Below are 16,652 nucleotides of genomic sequence, written 5' to 3'. Positions count from 1 at the left end.
GTGCGCTCCTTATGCCTTCTCAAGATTCACGGTGAAGCTCTTGAACTCCGGCGTCTGCGTGTTCGCGTCGCCCACGAAGGGGGTCAGCGTGTTCACGAGATAGCCTGGCTTGGCCACGCCGACGAAGCCCCAGTGGTTGGGCAGGCCCACGGTGTGGACGCGCTTGCCGTCCACGTCCAGCGAAGCGATGCGCTTGGTGACGACGGCCACGGCCTTGATGAAGCCGCGGTTGCTGCTCACCTTCACCCAGTCGCCGTTGGCCACCCCTTTCTCCTTGGCAAGCTCCTCGCCGATCTCGACGAACTGCTGCGGCTGCACGACGGCCGAGGTGCGCACGTTCTTGGTCCAGTAGTGGAAGTGCTCGGTCAGCCGGTAGCTGGTGGCCACATAGGGGAAGTCCTTGGGCGTGCCAAAGGCCTCCATGTCGCCCTTGAATACGCGCGCGGCCGGGTTGGACTTGGCCTTGGCGTTGCCTGGGTGCATGGGATTGGCGGTGAGCGGCGTCTCGAAGGGCTCATAGTGCTCGGGCAGCGGGCCATCCACCATGCCGCTGGGCGCGAACAGGCGCGCCACGCCTTCGGAGGTCATGATGAAGGGGCGCACGGCGTCGGCGTCCGTCGGGTTGGCGTCCGGGCGGATGTCGGGCACGTCGGAGCCGCCCCAGCGCTCGCCGTTCCAGCTCACCAGCTTGCGCTTGGCATTCCAGGGCTTGCCGGTCGGGTCGCAGGAGGCCGTGTTGTAGAGCACGCGCCGGTTGGCCGGCCAGGCCCAGGCCCAGTTCAGCGTCTGGCCGATACCCCAGGGGTCGCTGTTGTCGCGGCGGGCCATCTGGTTGCCGGCCTGGGTCCAGGCGCCGGCGTAGATCCAGCAGCCGCTGGAGGTGGAGCCGTCGTCGCGCAGCAGGCCGAAGCCGGCGAGCTGCTCGCCGGCCTTGGCCAGCACCTTGGTCGGGTCCTTGGGGTCCAGCACGTCGGCCAGCGCCTTGCCGTTGTACTCCTTGGCCAGTTCCTCGGCCGAGGGGTTGGTGGGCTGCAGATAGGGCCAGGTGAGGTTGAGGATGGGGTCGGCAAAGGCGCCGCCTTCCTTGGCATAGGCCGCCTTCATGCGCGTGAAGAGCTGGGCGATGATCTCCGGGTCGCCCTTGGCCTCGCCCGGAGGCTCGGCACCCTTCCAGTGCCACTGCAGCCAGCGACCGGAGTTGGTGAGGGACCCGTCCTCCTCCGCAAAGCAGGTGCTCGGGAAGCGGAACACGGTCGTCTGGATTTCCTCGCTCTTCACGTCGTTGTGCTCGCCGTAGTTCTTCCAGAACTCGGCGGTCTCGGTGTTGAGCGGATCGATGATGACGAGGTACTTGAGCTTGGACAGGCCCGCGACGATCTTCTTCTTGTTCGGGAAGGAGCCGACCGGGTTGAAGCCCTGGCAGATATAGCCGTTGAGCTTGCCCTGGTTCATCAGCTCGAAGGCCTGCAGCACGTCATAGGCCTTGTCCCACTTGGGCAGATAGTGGAAGGCCCACTCGTTCTCGGCCGTCGCCGCCTTGCCCCACCACGCCTTTTGCTGGCTGACGAAGAACTTCGGGTAGTTCTGCCAGAAGCTCATCTGCCCCGGGCGCAGGGGCTTGAGCGCACGCGGCTTGTAGTAGGTCTCCAGATCCTGTTCGCTATCGCGCGGCAGGCTCATGTAGCCGGTGAGCGACGTGGACAGCAGGCCCAGGTCCGTCAGGCCTTGGATGTTGGAGTGGCCGCGCAGCGCGTTCATGCCGCCGCCAGGCAGGCCGATGTTGCCCAGCAACAGCTGCATCAGCGCACCGGTGCGGATCATCTGCGAGCCCTGGCTGTGCTGCGTCCAGCCCAGGGCGTACATGATGGTCATCACCTTGTTGGGCTTGGCCGTCTCCGCGATCATTTCGCAGACCTTCAGGAACTTGTCCTTGGGCGTGCCGGTGATCTTGCTGACCTGCTCGGGCGTGTAGCGCGCGTAATGCGCCTTCATCACGTTGAGCACGCAGCGCGGGTGTTCGAGCGTCGGGTCGACCTTGGCGAAGCCCTTTTCGTCGAGCTCGTAGCCCCAGCTCTTGTTGTCGTAGCGGCGCTTGGTCTCGTCGTAGCCGCTGAAGATGCCGGCCTCGAACTTGTAGTCCTCGCCGACGATGAAGCTGGCGTTGGTGTAGGTCTTGACGTACTCGTGCTGAATCTTGTTGTTGGACAGCAGGTAATTGATGACGCCGCCCAGGAAGGCGATGTCAGTGCCGGCGCGGATGGGCGCGTAGTAGTCGCTCATCGCAGCCGAGCGCGTGAAGCGCGGGTCCACGACCAGCAGCTTGGCCTTGTTGTGCTGCTTGGCCTCGATCACCCACTTGAAGCCGCAGGGGTGGGCCTCGGCGGCATTGCCGCCCATGATCAGCACGAGGTCGGCGTTCTTGATGTCCACCCAGTGGTTGGTCATCGCACCGCGCCCAAACGTCGGGGCCAGACTGGCCACCGTCGGGGCGTGTCAAACGCGCGCCTGGTTGTCGAAGACCAGCATCCCCATCGAGCGCATCGCCTTGTGGGTGATGTAGCCCGCTTCGTTGGAGGATGCGCTCGCGCAGAGCATGCCGGTGGTGAGCCAGCGGTTGACCGTCTTGCCGTCGGCGTTCTGGGCGACGAAGTTGGCGTCGCGGTCGGCCTTCATCAGCTTGACGAGGCGGTCCATCGCCTCATCCCAGCTGACGCGCTTCCATTCCTTGCTGCCGGGCTCGCGGATCTCGGGATGCTTCAGCCGGTTGGGGCTGTGCACGAAGTCCAGCAGGCCGGCGCCCTTGGGGCACAGCGTGCCGCGGTTGACCGGGTGATCCGGGTCGCCTTCGATGTGGATGATGGACGAGGTGACGTTCTTCGCCTTGTCGCCCAGGGAATACATGATGACGCCGCAGCCCACCGAGCAGTAGGGGCAGGTGTTGCGTGTCTCGGTCGCCCGGGAGAGCTTGAAGTTACGTGCCTCGGCGAGAGCCGCCGTCGGCGAGAACCCCAGGGCCACGAGGCTGGATGCTGCCAGCCCCGCGCCGCTCACCCGGAAGAATTGCCTCCGGTTCATGTCCATTCGGCTGTCTCCTGCGGACGTCGTTGTCCGCTCGTTTGAGAACTGAAAACGGGCCGACACGCGGCATCCACTCGGTGATTTCTTCACAAAGCGGTGCCCTTGTCCATTGAGGGCATTCCAGGGGGAGTTCGCCGCTCGGGTATCGACCGGCGTCAGTCTGGCGTCAGGTGGACTTGGATATCGAGATCGACGGGAACTTGGACGAATAGTCCTTGCCCTGGGCAGCGATCTTGACGGCCACCTTGCGGGCGAGCGCCTTGTAGAGCGTCGCCACCTCACCTTCAGGCTCGGCGGCCACGGTCGGCCTGCCGGAGTCCGCCTGGGCACGGATGCTCATGGCCAGCGGCAGCGAGGCCAGCAGCTCGGTGCCGTACTGGGCCGCCATCTTCTGGCCACCCTCGGCGCCGAAGATGTGCTCGGCGTGACCGCAGTTGGAGCAGATGTGCACGGCCATGTTCTCGACGATGCCCAGGATGGGCACGCCCACCTTCTCGAACATCTTCAGGCCCTTCTTGGCGTCGATGAGGGCGATGTCCTGGGGCGTCGTGACGATGACGGCGCCGGTCACCGGCACGCGCTGCGAGAGGGTCAGCTGGATGTCGCCGGTGCCCGGCGGCATGTCGACGACGAGGTAGTCCAGCTCCTGCCAGCGCGTCTGCCGCAGCAACTGCTCCAGCGCCTGGGTGGCCATGGGGCCACGCCAGATCATGGCCTGGTCGTCGTCGACGAGGAAGCCGATGGAATTGACCTGCAGGCCATGGGCGATGTGCGGCTCCATGTTCTGGCCGTCCAGCGTCTCGGGGCGGCCGCTGGCACCCAGCATGGTGGGCTGGCTGGGACCGTAGATGTCGGCATCCAGCACGCCCACGCGGGCGCCTTCGGCAGCCAGGGCCAGGGCCAGGTTGGCGGCCGTGGTGCTCTTGCCCACGCCGCCCTTGCCGGAGGCGACGGCGATGATGTTCTTGACGCCGGGCAGCAACTGGACACCGCGCTGCACGGCATGGGCCACGATCCTGGTGGTGATGCCGACGCTGACATTGCCCACGCCGGACAGCCCCCTGGCGGCCGCGATGACGGCGGCGCGCAGCGCGGCATGCTGGCTGGCGCCCGGATAGCCCAGCTCGATGTCGACGGCCACATCGGCGCCTTCGACCTTGATCGAACGGATCGCCTTCGCCTCGCCAAGCGTGCGGCCGCTGCCGGGGTCCACCACGGCTTGCAGCAGGGGTTGCAGCTGGACATCGGCGATCGCGGTCATGGCAGGAAACAGTTCACGGGAATGAGGGCAGACAGTCTAGCCCGCTGGCAGATTGCATCCGGCCGGCGGGCTTTGTGCGTAGAGTGAGGCGGCCCCCGCCCCTGCCGCCGGAGATTCAATGCGCCGCCCTGCCCTTCTGCTCACCGCCGCTCTGCTCTGCCCGCCTGTCCTGGCCCAGTCCGGCGGCGGCAAGCTGTTGCTGACCGGCGGTGTATCCAGCATCGACGGCGCGGCCGGCGGCGGCCTGACACCCTGGGCCGTGACCGGCAGCTACGCCACTGCCGGCGAAACCGGCACCACCGCCTTCATCACCCGAGCCAAGACCGACAACTATGGCCTGCTGACCTATGGCGCGGCCGTCGCCTTCCACGACCGCGTCGAGTTGACGCTGGTCAAACAGGACTTCGACACCGAGAGCAATCTCGCACCCCTCGGCCTGGACGGCCTGCATCTCAAGCAGGACATCGCTGGCGTGAAGGTGCGCATCGCCGGCGACGCCGTGCTGGACAGCGATACGCTGATGCCCCAGGTCGCCCTCGGCCTGGAGCACAAGAAGACCCGCGCCGGCAACCTCGGCCCCACCCTCTTCGGCCCGCTGGGTGCCAAGTCCTCGGGCACCGATTTCTACGCCAGCGCCACCAAGCTCTTCCTCGCCGACGGCGTGCTCGTCAACCTGACGCTGCGCGCCACCAAGGCCAACCAGAATGGCCTGCTCGGCTTTGGCGGCGCCCAGGGCAAGGGCATGCGTCTGCAGCCGGAGTTCTCGGTCGCCAAGCTGCTGCGCAAAGACCTGGCCATCGGCGTCGAGTTCCGCGCCAAGCCCGACAACCTGAACCAGTCCGTGCTGGGCGCCGGCGCGCTGAAGGAGGACGACTGGAAGGACGTCTTCATTGCCTGGGCGCCGAGCAAGCATTTCTCGCTGACAGCCGCCTGGGTGGACCTGGGGCGCATCGCCCCCGCCGTGCAGCCCAGGCGCCAGACGGGCAGCTACCTGTCCGCGCAGTTCGCGCTCTAGGAGACCCATGCGCCCCGCCGCCCTTGCCTGCCTGCTGCTCGCCAGCATCGCGGCCTTCGCGCAGACGCCGCCGGCCAACGACAGCGTCTACCAGGCCTGGGGCGGCAAGGCTGGCATCCGCGCCGTCATGGACGACTTCGTGCCCCGGTTGTTCGCCGATCCGCGCACGGCCCCCTTCTTCGGCAACGCCAACCGCGAGAACTTGGCGGCCCAGCTGACCGAGCAGCTCTGCCAGGAGGCAGGCGGGCCCTGCCGCTACACCGGCGCGCCGATGCGGCTGGTGCACCAGGACATGGACATCGGTCGGCGTGACTTCAACGCCCTCGTCGAGATCCTGCAGCAAGCCATGGACGCCAGGGCCATCCCCTTCGCCGCCCAGAACGGCATGCTGGCCCGGCTGGCGCCGATGCACCGAGAAATCGTCACCCCGGTGAGCGAATCGCAGCAGCCTCGGTAAAGAAGATTTGCGTTAACGGCGGCGCCACAAGCCGCCACGGGCCGCATGGCAAGCTTGCAGGCCATGCCTACCCTCCGACTCACTGCGGCCGCCGCGCTGGTGGCCTGCGGCGGTTTGCCTGCCGCCCACGCCCAGGCCGGCCCCACGCCGCCCGACACCGCCGCCTCGGCGCCGGCCCGTCCTGCACTCAGGGCCGGCGAGCAGCTCAAGCGCGTCGAGATCAGCGGCACGGCCAGCGACGAATCCATCCGCAAGGCCTCGACAGCCAGCAAGATCGTCATCACGCGCGAGGAAATCGAGAAGTTCGGCGACTCGACGCTGGGCGAGATGATCAAGCGCCTGCCCGGCGTGACGACCGGCGGCCGCCCGGGCCGCGGCGGCGACATCCGCATGCGCGGCATGGGCGGCGGCTACACGCAGATCCTCGTCAACGGCGAGCGCATGCCGCCCGGCTTCTCGCTGGACCAGCTGCCACCCGAGCAGGTCGAACGCATCGAGGTGCTGCGCGCGCCCACCGCCGAGTACGGCACGCGGGCCGTGGCCGGCACCATCAACGTCGTTCTGCGCGAGGCGCTGAAGAAGCGGCTCAACGAGTTCCGCGCCGGCTTCGGCACCGAGCGCGGCCAGCTCAGCCCCGGCATTGGCTGGACACGCAACGACAACTTCGGCGACGGCCATGCCTTCAACCTGACCGTCAACGCGATGCACGGCAAGCGCGTCGACGACATCATCAACGACACGCTGACCCACTTCGTCTCGACCGGCAGCGACAGCCTGCTGACCTCCCGCGGCCGCACGTCGGACGAACGCAGCGCGCTGAATCTGACTGGCCGCGTGCAGTTCAAGCTGAGCGCGACCGACAGCCTGGCCATCCAGCCATTCGTCGTCTCCACCAAGGCCAGCAACAGCAGCCAGCTGCTGCAGACGACGACACCCACGCCCAACCCGCGCCCGGCCGGATTCTTCGACCAGGCCGACACCGAGGGCGACAGCCGCTTCACGATGGCACGGCTGAACGCCCAGTGGCAGAGCCGGTTGGACAGCGACACCCGCGTCGAGGCGCGCGGCGGCCTGGGTCGCGCCAGCGGCGACAGCCACAGCCGGCGCCAGGAGCGCCTGGCCGGCTCGGCCACGCGGCTGCAGGACGACACCAGCAGCAGCCGCGACAGCAGCTGGAGCGCGCTGGCCAAGCTCTCGCACAACCTCGGCGGCGACCACGCCCTCGTCACCGGCTTCGAGGGCGAAGGCACGACGCGGCACACCAAGCGCGTCACCCTGGTCAATGGCAGCCCGCAGCCGGGGCTGGACGACTTCGGCGACGACCTCGACGCCTCCTCCACCCGCATCGCCGCCTATGCCCAGGACGAGTGGAACGTCGGCAAGCAATGGGACTTTTACGCCGGCCTGCGCTGGGAGGGCATCACCACCAAGTCCAGCGCCGCTACCTACGACGCTCGCAACAGGTCCGGCGTCTTCACGCCGCTGGCCCACGCCCGCTACAAGCTCGACGACAAGGGCCGCGACATGATCCGCGCCAGCCTGACGCGCAGCTACCGCAGCCCGCAGTTGCAGGACCTGATCGCCCGGCCCACGATCAACAGTCAGGTGCCCCACCAGGCCAACACGCCCGACCGCGCCGGCAATCCCGAGCTCAAGCCGGAGCTGGCGACGGGATTCGAGGTCGGCTACGAGCACTACCTGAGCAAGGGCGGCCTGCTCAGCGCCAACTTCTTCGCCCGCCGCATCACCAACCTGATGCGCACCGTGACGGCGCTGGAGACCGTTCCCTGGGCCGCGACGCAGCGTTGGGTGGCGCGGCCGCAGAACATCGGCAGGGCCTCGACGGCCGGCGTCGAGCTGGAGGCGCGTTTCCGCCTGGACGAGTATTTCGAGGACGCGCTGCCCATCAACGTGCGCAGCAACTTCAGCTTCTGCAGGTCCAGCGTGGATGGCATCCCGGGGCCCAACAACCACATCGACGGCCAGCCCAAGGGCACGGCCAACCTCGGCGCGGACTATCGGTTGCGTTCACTGCCGCTCACACTCGGCGCCTCGCTGAACTGGACGCCCGCGACGACCATCCAGCAGACGCTGATCACCGAGACGACGGCCAGCCGCAAGGCCGTGGTCGACGCCTTCGCGCTGTTGGCCATCAATACTGAGCAGTCGTTGCGGCTGTCTGCCACCAACCTGTCGGCGATGGACTACTTCACCGGCACGTTGATCGCCACGAACGACCAGGTCATCAAGTCGCGCAGCGGCGGACCCAGCTACACGCAGTGGCAGCTGCGCTGGGAGATGAAAATCTAGCGCTCGAGCCCTTCCATCCACTTCGCCGTGGCGCGGTCCTCGGCGCGCTCGGACGCGGCAAGCGCCTCGCGGATGCGCTGGCGCTCCACCGCCGCGCGGTTCTGGCTCATCTTGAGCTTGAGCTCCCAGCGCGTCACGCGGATGCGAAAGCCGACGATGGCGCCGAGCAGCCTGGCCTGGTAGTCCTCCTTGAGGCCTCGCCATTGCTCGGCGTACTCGGGCTCGAAACGGCCGATGAGGCGCTTCAGCAGCGCGTCCTTGTCGGTTTGCCCGTCGATGAACTCGATGTCGCCCTGGACATGCAGGGCCGCGTAGTTCCAGGTCGGCACGTTCTGCACCGATTCATAGTGGCTCGGGCTTATGTAGGCGCTCGGGCCACTGAAGACGGCCAGCAGGCGCTGCTGCGCCGACAGCCAGCCCCAATGCGGGTTGGCACGCGCCATATGGCCTTCGAGCACCAGGCCGCCCTCGTCCGGCACGACCACCAGCGGCAGATGGCTGCCAAAGCTCTCGCCCCGGGCATCGGGGCCGATCAGCAGGGCCAGCGGATGCTCGGCGATGAGGCGCAGCGCGGCATCAAGATCGGTCGAGTTGAAGTGGGCAGGCAGGTACACGGCAGCTCCGGCGAAACAAGCCTCCTATCATCGCTGCCATGTCCGATGTTTCGAGTCCGGCCAACGCCTGTCCCTTGCAGACGCTGCGTCCGCTGAATGCCGCCGCCGACGAGGAAGTCGCCGTCGAAGTGCCGGTGGCGCTGGCGGTCAACGGCGTCTCGCAGGCCGTCATGCTGGCAACCCCGGCCGACCTCGAAGACTTCGCGCTGGGCCTGGCCCTCACCGAGGGCTGGCTCGCGTCCCGTCACGAGTTGCTGGACATCGAGATCGAGGCCCGCGAGCAGGGCCTGGAGCTGGCGCTGACCGTCACAGCCGCCTGCGAGCAGCGCCTGAAGGTCAGGCGACGCACGCTGGCGGGCCGCACGGGCTGCGGACTTTGCGGCGTCGAGAGCCTGGCGGCGTTGGCCGCCGTGCAGCCCGCGCCGGTGCGGGCGCCGGCCCTGGCCGCCGACGCGCTGGAGCGCGCACTGGCGGCCCTGCACACGGCCCAGGTGCTGAACGAGCGCTGCGGCGGCATGCACGGCGCCGCCTGGTGCCGACCCAGCGGCGAGTTGCTGCTGGCGCGCGAGGACGTCGGCCGCCACAACGCGCTGGACAAGCTGACCGGCGCCCTCGCCCGCCGCGGCGTTGATCCGTGCGACGGCTTCGTGCTGATGTCCAGCCGCGCCAGCTTCGAGCTCGTGCACAAGACGGCCATGGCCGGCGCCGGGCTGCTGGCCTGCATGTCGGCGCCCAGCAGCCTGGCGATCGAGACGGCGGCTCGCCTGGGACTGCAGCTCTGGGCCTTTGTGCGCGAAGGTCGCGCAACGCGCTACGCCTGAGGCCCCACCGACATCGCCGGCTCCGGCGCTGCCTGATCTTCCCCTTCGCCGGCTCGGTAGCAGCGCGTGACGACGCGATCGCGCCCGGTCCGCTTGGCCTCGTACAGCGCCGCGTCGGCCGCGGCATACATGGCCTTGGGCGTGAGGCGAGAGGTCGGCGCCGCCCACCAGGCCAGACCGAAGCTGGCCGTGACGATGCGCAGCGGGGCCGCTTCATGCGGCATCGCCAGCGCGTGCAGGGCGGCGATCAGCTGGCCGACGAAACGCTGCGCGGCCTCGGCCGAGGCCGCGGAAAAAATGATGCCGAATTCCTCGCCGCCAAGGCGGAACAGGGCATCGGTCGAACGCTTGAGGCTGTCCCGCAGCGTCTGCGAAAGCGCCTGGAGCACGGCATCGCCGGCCTGGTGGCCGTAGCGGTCGTTGTAGGCCTTGAAGTAGTCGACGTCGAGCATGCACAGCGCCACGGCCTGGCCGCGCTGGCCACCGGCCAGCGCGGCCAGGCAGACGTCGTTGAAATGGCGCCGGTTGAAGGCGCCGGTCAGCGCATCGAGGATGGCGAGGTCGCGCAACTGGCGGTTGGCGGCCTCCAGCGCACGGGCATCGTCATGCAGCCGCTGCTCGTCGGCCTTGCGGCGCGAGATGTCCATGTGCGTGCCCGCCAGGCGCAGCGGGCGGCCGTCGGCATCGCGCTCGACGATGCGGCCATGGCTCTGCACCCACACCCAGTGCCCATCCGCGTGGCGCAGGCGGAACTCGGCCGAGTAGCGTTCTTCTTCGCCGCCAAGGTGGCGCTTCAGCGCGTCGTTGGCCTCGATGAGATCGCCGGCGTGGCACAGGCTCTCCCAGGTCGAGACGGTGATGGGCTCCAGCTTGGCCCGGGAGTACCCCAGCATCTGCGCCCAGCGTTCGTTGACGATGAGGCGACCGCCGTCGACATGCCAGTCCCAGGTGCCGGCGGCCGTGCCGTCCAGCACGTTGGCCATGCGCTCGCGGTCCTCGGCCAGCACGGCCTCGGTGCGCTCCAGGCGCCGGCGCACGACCAGACTCCGGGCTACGGCCAGGGCGACGAGCAGCGTGGCCAGGCTGCCCGCCGCCAGGACCTGTAGCGCCGTGCGATCGCGCTCGGCGTCGGAAGCACCCGGCCGTGGTCGCAGCACGAGCTGCCAGGGCCGGCCGCCGACGTCGATGTTGAGCGCCATGTCTCGCTCGTCGGCGAGGAAAGGCTCGCTCCCCGCAGAAGCGTAGATAAGGCGATGCTTGTCCTGCTGGTCAAAGATGAAGACGTCCAGCCCGTTGGCGTCGGCCCGCAGTGCCGCATCGGCCATCAGCTCGGGCAGTTCGACGACCCCGGCCAGAAAACCACGAAGCTCGCGCTGACGCGCCTCGGCCCCCACCGGCCGCGGCCGACGGTAGACCGGCGCGGACACGGCAAAGCCGCTGACCGCCGCTCCCGGCTGGCCACGACGGATCAGCGCGAACGTCTCGGATGCGATGGGCGCGCCGGAGTCGCGGGCAAGCAGCTTGGAGCGCATGCGACGCGGGTCGAAGGCCATGTCGACGCCAACGGCCGCGCCGTTCTCGGGCCATGAATAGCGCACCGGCACATGGATCTCGCGCTCGCGCGCAGCGACGAAGCCGTCGCCCTGGTAGTCGGGTGCCGGCTCGACAACGCGGTAGCCGGGCTGCTCGCGCGCCGCCTGCTTCTCGAATTCAGCCAGTTCCTCGTGCGGCACGACGGGCTGCCATTCAAGCAGCGCAATGGCCGACGAGTCGCCGACCAGACTGGCACCCCAGCGCGCGAACTGCTCGTGCGTCAGCTCGGTCTGTGCCGACAGCAACAGGCCGGCCGCCTGCAGCGCCTCCACCACGCGTGTCAACTGCCGATCGAAGGCACCGACGACGCTCTGCCCCATCGCATTCAGCCGCTCCTGCTCCTGCGCCTCGGCCTTCAGGGAGAAGAAGCGGTAAGCCCCCAGGCTGCCGGCGAGACCCACGAGCAGCAGCAAGGCCACCAGAGCCACGTCCACGATCGAGGGCCAGAGGCCGCGGCCCTTCCGGGACTTCATGGCCGGGCTCCGAGCGTGGTCACGAGGCGCTCATAGAACTGGGCCTGCTGGCGCAGGAAGTGCGCCGGGTCCGGGATGGCGCGGATGCGGGCCGAAGCGCCCAGCGCCTCGGTGCCGGCGCGCCATTCGGGATCGTCGGCCACCTTGTCGAGCACGGCACGCCAGCGCTCGACGGCTTCGGCCGGCATGCCCGCCGGTCCCAGTAGCGCCGACCAGCCCTGCAGCTGCTGCATGTCGCGCAGGCCCAGCTCCGCGGCATTCTGCAGGCGCGGCAGCGCGCGCAACCGCCCCTGCGCCGTCGTCATCAGGCCACGCAAGGCACCCGCTTGCACCGCCGGCACCATGCTGCGCGCGTTGTTGCAGCTGAACTCCACCTCGCCCTGCAGCAGTGCCTGCGTCGCCTGCGAACCCTGCCCGAAATGCAACGGCCTGGCCGCGTCATCCGGCAGGCCGTTCAGTGCAAGCCAATAGCGCACGGCCAGGTTCTGCAGCGTGCCGGCGCCGGCGGTGCTGTAGCGCAGCTGGCCGGGCGTCGCGACGATCGCAGCGAGCAGTTCGCGCATCGACCGGACCGGCGTGCCGCTGCGAACGGCGCAGATGAGCGGCGCCTGGTCCAGCACGGCGAGCACGGTGAAATCGCTCACCGGCACGGTCGTGCGGGGCGCCAGCGCCGGCAGGATGGCAAGGTTGCCAACGCGCGCGAGCAGCAGCGTCTGGCCGTCCGGTGCGGCCTGCTTGACCGCCCGCGCCGCCGCGGCGCCCGACTCGGCCGTCAGATGGGTGATCTCGAAGCTGAGCCCGCCGCCGACGCGCGTGGCAGCCTGCACGAAGTTGCGGGCCGAGCCGTCGGCCTCGCCGCCAGCCATGAAGGGCACGAGCAACCTGACCGGTGCCCGATTGGGCGGCGAAGCCCCGCGCGCTGGACTCGCAGCCACGGCTGCGCCGGCCAGCAGACTGCCAGCCAGCGTCAGCAGGGCGCCCCAACGACACCGGGTTCTATTTCTCGCCATCACCGTCACAATTCAATCATAAATGATCGAATCGCCGTCCCAATTGGCGAAACTGAACTCGGATCTGCGAATCCGTGATGTATCGCCCGGAAGCGGAAACAGCGCGCAGATCGGGATAGGGGGAACCGACTGGCTCCACCCCTCCCACACCACCCGGCATGCGGGTCCGCACCGGGCGGTTGCAATGGTTGCCGTCCCTTGCAGCCACCTCGCCTCTGAGTCGCGGTCGAGAGCAGCGGGGTCGATGGCCGTTCGAGTGACCATGCTGTCGACCACCTCGAGTGGCGCCCAAGAGGGAACGGAAGAAGAAAATGCACCAGACACATGCAAGTAGTGCATTTTGCTAACATGCAGGCATGCCAACTGACACCCATAGCCCCGAGCTGCTGCGCCTCGCCGCACAACAGCCTGCGCTGTCCGCGCGCGAGCTGGCGGCGGTCGGAATTCCGGCACGCACGATTTCAAGCCTGACGGCCAGCGGCCAAATCAAGCGCGTCGGACGAGGTCTGTACGTCGGCGCCGATGTACCGCCAAGTGCGCACCAATCCGCGATCGAAGTGAGCAAGCTGGTGCCGAGGGCTGTGCTGTGCCTGCTCAGCGCGCTGGAGATCCATGGCATCGGTGTGCAGACCCCCTTCGAGGTCTGGATCGCCCTGCCGGCCGGCACTCATGCACCAAAGAGTCCCACCAGCGCTCTGCGCGTCACTCGCCTGTCCGGCGAGTCCTTTACCGAGGGCATCGAGACCCTGACGATTGATGGCGCGCAGGTTCGTGTCTACTGCCTGGCCAAAACCATCACCGACTGCTTCAAGCTGCGCAGCAAGGTAGGCATTGACGTCGCACTCGAGGCGCTGCGCGAAGCGTGGACGCAACGCAAGGTGACGATGGATGAGCTATGGCGCTATGCCAAGGTCAACCGCATGACACAGGTGATGCGGCCATATCTGGAGTTGCTTGCCGCATGAGCTCGGATCGCTCGGCCTCGGTGCTGGCCCGCCTGCTCAATCGCTCACGCGGTACGGGTGAGAACTACAACCTCTTGCTCTCGCGCTTCGCGATCGAGCGCCTGCTCTATCGTCTTTCGGTATCAGCACATGCTGGCCACTTCGTGTTGAAGGGAGCGCTGCTGTTCGCGCTCTGGTACGACACACCGCACCGGCCGACCAAGGATGCCGATCTGCTGGGTTTCGGCGCCGACGACGAGGAGACGCTGCGGGCCCGGTTCATCGATATCTGCCGCATCGATGCAGAAGATGGTGTTCGGTATGACGAGCGGACCATCCGGATCTCCCCGATCCGCGAATACAACACCTACGGCGGCCTGCGCCTGACCGTGACGGCGTTCGTCGGCAACGCTCGCCTGCCGGTGCAGGTGGACATCGGCTTCGGCGACGCCATCACGCCCGCCCCGGAGATGGTGACCTATCCCATCCTGATCGACGACATGGCGGCGCCGGCGCTGCGCACCTATCCGGTCTACACGGTAGTCGCCGAAAAGCTGCACGCGATGGTCGTGCTCGGCATGGCCAACACTCGCATGAAGGACTTCTTTGACCTCGCGCACATCGCCAGGTCTAAGCCCCTTGTGGGAGAGACCTTGGCCGAAGCTTTGCGCGCGACTTTCTCAAGGCGGGCCACAGCGATACCCGGCACCGCCCCGATCGCGCTGACGCCAGCCTTCGCCCTCGAACCGGCGAAGGTGCGTCAATGGCAGGCGTTCTTGAAGAAACTTGGGCTCGTGGCATCACGGCACGCGCACTAGAGTTCTTGATGCTGACAGCCGTTCGCTCGGCCAACGTGCGAATGATGACCTGGCGGGAAGTAGATCTCGACCGGGCTGTGTGGACGATCCCCGGCGAGCCCTTGAACGACTCAAACGGCCAGCGCATGAAAACAGGCGAGGAACACAAAGTCCCGCTTTCGCGTCAGGCCGTTGACATCCTTACAGCACTGCCCAGGCGACCGGCGGTGATGGGCAAGGCTAGCGCTGAGCCCGAGTATTGCTTTGAAGCACCTAGAGGCGGACCGCTCTCAGATATGGCCCTCTCCATGCTTATGCGGCGTCTTGGGCACAAGGATGCAAGCGGTCGCCTGTGCGTCCCACACGGGCTTCGCTCAACGTTCAAGGACTGGGCGTCAGAGAAGACGAACTACCCAAACTACGTTAGCGAGATGGCACTTGCTCACGCCATCGGAAACGCTGCAGAGGCGGCGTATCGGCGGGGCGATCTGTTCGAGAAGCGGCAGGCAATGATGCAAGACTGGGCGGCATACTGTGACGATGAAGCCGCCACCTAACATTGCGCATTCGACTCTTACCATGCCCTGTATGGCGAATTAGCCTCGCGGCGGCTCAGCTAGCCGCAAAATCTTCAACGGAGAACTCACAATCGTTTTGCCACCAAAGTCGATTGCGCAAGTGAGAGATTTCCCATTAGGAAATTCATAACCAATCAACTCTACCGGGATGGTCGCTTCCACAAGTGCAGAGCCATCATCTGAACCTGCAGCCAAACCAGGCCTCTGACTGGGCAAGGGGATAGTCTCAGAAAGCAGTACGTCGTCATCACTGCGAAGCGAAACCGCGATTGGAGCACCCGCCAAGGATTGCGGAAAATCCAGCAACACCAGACACACGATCTTAGGAACAAATGGAATGGCCTGCAGGATGCCGATATACCCCCGATAAAGGCCAATGATTGAAACCTTGCCAGAGGTTTCATGCCGAACGTCGTCACAGAAAAAGAAACGCGCCTGGATTTCTTCCATGATCACTCCCGACGTTCGCGACACTCGCGGGAAGCAAGCACCGCAGCGTTCACCTCATCTATGGTGACGCCAAGAGCTGCAGACAACTTTTCCAGTGTCGTAGCAAGAACCGTCTTATGCGCACCCGCCTCCAGGCGAGCAATTTGCGGCTGCAGGAAGCCACAGCGCTTTGCTAGCTCCACTTGAGTGAGACCCTTGGTCAATCGCAAAGCAGCCAACGGCGCGACTCGATCCGCAGCCAACATCTGCCCGACCTGCACGCGCGCTTCAGCCATTGCAGTTCGGCCCGCAGGCGTCGCATCCAGCGCAGCCCTACGTGCACGCCCAGGGCGCGCATCTGACACATCCTCGCTTTTGGACTGGGCGAACGATGCACCGGTCCAAACAGTAAGCGAGCGCGCGATTCTGACCGTGCTTTCAATGCGTCCCTTGCCGCGGGATACCAATACTGTCGTAGCGTCGGATTGACCGCGAGGTAATTGGTTGTGATGCGACATAATTTTCTTCCCTAGGCATAAGGCCAAGCAACCAAATCTTCGGAGGACTTAGCCTGTAATCAATTGCATACAGTAGACGATAGGCACTCGCAGGCTTTCCGTCCGCCAGCGTAAGCTTTAGCCTACTAATGAAATATCCAACATCCCGCAGTTCGATTACAGGTTCAGCATCAAATCTAGGATCAGTATGCCGTTCGGATCTTTCGCGTTCCAGTTCCGCCCGCACAAGCGGGTTGTCCCATAAAAGATCGATGACTTCAAGCCACAAGGCAGCCTCTCGGTCAGACATCGCGGCAAGGTCGTCATCTAGGGCCGAGTCAGATCCAATGCCCGGGATCATAACACCGCCGTTATAGTCGTGCACGCCGGCGGTCGCTGACCATAGGGACGGCCACGCCTGACTGAAGAAGAACGAGATGACCCCATTCGCTCACGTCTCTTAACGGTATCCATCGGCTCCTGATCGGTACGAAAGCGATCCAAGCACACTCCCGGCCGGCCTCGGCCACAGGGTCTGCCTGTTGATCGCAACACCCCACTATGTGACCTGCAAGCAACTGTAAGGCAAAGCCGCGCACCGCTAGCGCAATGTCTACGCGCACCCTTCCGGAGGGCAGGCCGCCGATCAAGGTCGGAAGGGGCGACCTTGATTCCGTCGAGCAGCCGCCCCGCATCAACGTGAGCGTCCAGCCGCTCCACCTTGACTCGGTCTGGAAGCGGCGCTATCTCGCCGCAGAGGCGGATCCGACGAAGG

The 16,652-nt window shown here is 66.5% G+C and carries 14 protein-coding genes; 7 read left to right on the top strand and 7 right to left on the bottom strand.

Features of this window, described 5'->3' with window-relative positions:
* Window positions 1-9: 9 nt before the first annotated feature.
* The gene (gene fdnG, locus AC07VX_RS14800) at window positions 10-3,081 is read right to left on the bottom strand and encodes a formate dehydrogenase-N subunit alpha (protein ID WP_493166595.1); all 3,072 of its coding nucleotides are present in this window, start codon (window positions 3,079-3,081) and stop codon (window positions 10-12) included.
* Window positions 3,082-3,244: 163 nt separating this feature from the next.
* Entirely contained in the window at window positions 3,245-4,339 is a 1,095-nt protein-coding gene (apbC, locus tag AC07VX_RS14795; RefSeq protein WP_493166596.1) for an iron-sulfur cluster carrier protein ApbC, read from the bottom strand.
* Window positions 4,340-4,457: 118 nt separating this feature from the next.
* Between apbC and AC07VX_RS14790 the strand changes: the two genes are divergently transcribed.
* The 3 genes from AC07VX_RS14790 to AC07VX_RS14780 all read left to right on the top strand — a co-directional run bounded on the left by AC07VX_RS14790 (window position 4,458) and on the right by AC07VX_RS14780 (window position 8,121).
* Window positions 4,458-5,354, top strand: a complete 897-nt coding sequence (locus AC07VX_RS14790) for a DUF3034 family protein (protein WP_493166597.1) — start codon at window positions 4,458-4,460, stop codon at window positions 5,352-5,354.
* A 7-nt stretch (window positions 5,355-5,361) separates the two neighbouring features.
* Window positions 5,362-5,811, top strand: coding sequence for a group I truncated hemoglobin (locus tag AC07VX_RS14785; RefSeq protein WP_493166598.1), 450 nt, complete (start codon window positions 5,362-5,364; stop codon window positions 5,809-5,811).
* Between the two features lie 63 nt (window positions 5,812-5,874).
* Window positions 5,875-8,121, top strand: a complete 2,247-nt coding sequence (locus AC07VX_RS14780; RefSeq protein ID WP_493166599.1) for a TonB-dependent receptor plug domain-containing protein — start codon at window positions 5,875-5,877, stop codon at window positions 8,119-8,121.
* Here the strand turns inward: AC07VX_RS14780 and AC07VX_RS14775 are convergent.
* Window positions 8,118-8,735 (bottom strand): FMN-binding negative transcriptional regulator, encoded by a 618-nt coding sequence (locus tag AC07VX_RS14775; protein WP_493166601.1) that lies wholly within the window; start codon window positions 8,733-8,735, stop codon window positions 8,118-8,120. The two genes, AC07VX_RS14780 and AC07VX_RS14775, sit on opposite strands and share 4 nt — an antisense overlap.
* Before the next feature lie 38 nt (window positions 8,736-8,773).
* Between AC07VX_RS14775 and fdhD the strand changes: the two genes are divergently transcribed.
* A complete protein-coding gene (gene fdhD, locus AC07VX_RS14770) occupies window positions 8,774-9,556 on the top strand; it encodes a formate dehydrogenase accessory sulfurtransferase FdhD (RefSeq protein ID WP_493166602.1) in 783 nt (260 codons plus the stop codon).
* On the opposite strand, the gene AC07VX_RS14765 is transcribed toward fdhD, so the two are convergent.
* The gene (locus AC07VX_RS14765; RefSeq protein WP_495119382.1) at window positions 9,547-11,622 is read right to left on the bottom strand and encodes a CHASE domain-containing protein; all 2,076 of its coding nucleotides are present in this window, start codon (window positions 11,620-11,622) and stop codon (window positions 9,547-9,549) included. The two genes, fdhD and AC07VX_RS14765, sit on opposite strands and share 10 nt — an antisense overlap.
* The gene (locus AC07VX_RS14760; protein WP_493166616.1) at window positions 11,619-12,488 is read right to left on the bottom strand and encodes a tripartite tricarboxylate transporter substrate-binding protein; all 870 of its coding nucleotides are present in this window, start codon (window positions 12,486-12,488) and stop codon (window positions 11,619-11,621) included. The genes AC07VX_RS14765 and AC07VX_RS14760 overlap by 4 nt, the downstream gene beginning before the upstream one ends.
* Before the next feature lie 500 nt (window positions 12,489-12,988).
* On the opposite strand from AC07VX_RS14760, the gene AC07VX_RS14755 reads away from it, so the two are divergent.
* Genes AC07VX_RS14755 through AC07VX_RS14745 form a run of 3 tightly spaced genes read left to right on the top strand, consistent with a single transcriptional unit; the run spans window position 12,989 to window position 14,930 of the window.
* Window positions 12,989-13,597: a type IV toxin-antitoxin system AbiEi family antitoxin domain-containing protein gene (locus AC07VX_RS14755; RefSeq protein ID WP_493166604.1), complete on the top strand. Its 609-nt coding sequence runs from the start codon at window positions 12,989-12,991 to the stop codon at window positions 13,595-13,597.
* Window positions 13,594-14,394: a nucleotidyl transferase AbiEii/AbiGii toxin family protein gene (locus AC07VX_RS14750; protein WP_493166605.1), complete on the top strand. Its 801-nt coding sequence runs from the start codon at window positions 13,594-13,596 to the stop codon at window positions 14,392-14,394. Before AC07VX_RS14755 ends, AC07VX_RS14750 begins: the two co-directional genes overlap by 4 nt.
* 8 nt (window positions 14,395-14,402) lie before the next feature.
* Window positions 14,403-14,930: a tyrosine-type recombinase/integrase gene (locus AC07VX_RS14745; protein WP_493166606.1), complete on the top strand. Its 528-nt coding sequence runs from the start codon at window positions 14,403-14,405 to the stop codon at window positions 14,928-14,930.
* A 39-nt stretch (window positions 14,931-14,969) separates the two neighbouring features.
* Here the strand turns inward: AC07VX_RS14745 and AC07VX_RS14740 are convergent, their stop codons facing one another.
* Together AC07VX_RS14740 and AC07VX_RS14735 are read right to left on the bottom strand one after the other, a co-directional pair.
* A complete protein-coding gene (locus AC07VX_RS14740) occupies window positions 14,970-15,401 on the bottom strand; it encodes a hypothetical protein (RefSeq protein WP_493166607.1) in 432 nt (143 codons plus the stop codon).
* Window positions 15,402-15,403: 2 nt separating this feature from the next.
* Window positions 15,404-15,676 (bottom strand): helix-turn-helix domain-containing protein, encoded by a 273-nt coding sequence (locus tag AC07VX_RS14735; RefSeq protein WP_493183917.1) that lies wholly within the window; start codon window positions 15,674-15,676, stop codon window positions 15,404-15,406.
* Window positions 15,677-16,652 lie beyond the last annotated feature (976 nt).

The organism is Roseateles sp. GW821-FHT03B02 (genome assembly GCF_059421025.1).
Note: the sequence above shows the minus strand (reverse complement) of the source record. Positions and strands in the feature narration are given on the sequence as shown.

Coding starts and splice junctions, on each gene's coding strand:
- apbC (WP_493166596.1), bottom strand. CDS start 4,339: ATGACCGCGATCGCCGATGTCCAGCTGCAACCCCTGCTGCAAGCCGTG.
- AC07VX_RS14790 (WP_493166597.1), top strand. CDS start 4,458: ATGCGCCGCCCTGCCCTTCTGCTCACCGCCGCTCTGCTCTGCCCGCCT.
- AC07VX_RS14785 (WP_493166598.1), top strand. CDS start 5,362: ATGCGCCCCGCCGCCCTTGCCTGCCTGCTGCTCGCCAGCATCGCGGCC.
- AC07VX_RS14780 (WP_493166599.1), top strand. CDS start 5,875: ATGCCTACCCTCCGACTCACTGCGGCCGCCGCGCTGGTGGCCTGCGGC.
- fdhD (WP_493166602.1), top strand. CDS start 8,774: ATGTCCGATGTTTCGAGTCCGGCCAACGCCTGTCCCTTGCAGACGCTG.
- AC07VX_RS14765 (WP_495119382.1), bottom strand. CDS start 11,622: ATGAAGTCCCGGAAGGGCCGCGGCCTCTGGCCCTCGATCGTGGACGTG.
- AC07VX_RS14760 (WP_493166616.1), bottom strand. CDS start 12,488: ATGGCTGGCGGCGAGGCCGACGGCTCGGCCCGCAACTTCGTGCAGGCT.
- AC07VX_RS14755 (WP_493166604.1), top strand. CDS start 12,989: ATGCCAACTGACACCCATAGCCCCGAGCTGCTGCGCCTCGCCGCACAA.
- AC07VX_RS14750 (WP_493166605.1), top strand. CDS start 13,594: ATGAGCTCGGATCGCTCGGCCTCGGTGCTGGCCCGCCTGCTCAATCGC.
- AC07VX_RS14745 (WP_493166606.1), top strand. CDS start 14,403: ATGCTGACAGCCGTTCGCTCGGCCAACGTGCGAATGATGACCTGGCGG.
- AC07VX_RS14740 (WP_493166607.1), bottom strand. CDS start 15,401: ATGGAAGAAATCCAGGCGCGTTTCTTTTTCTGTGACGACGTTCGGCAT.
- AC07VX_RS14735 (WP_493183917.1), bottom strand. CDS start 15,676: ATGGCTGAAGCGCGCGTGCAGGTCGGGCAGATGTTGGCTGCGGATCGA.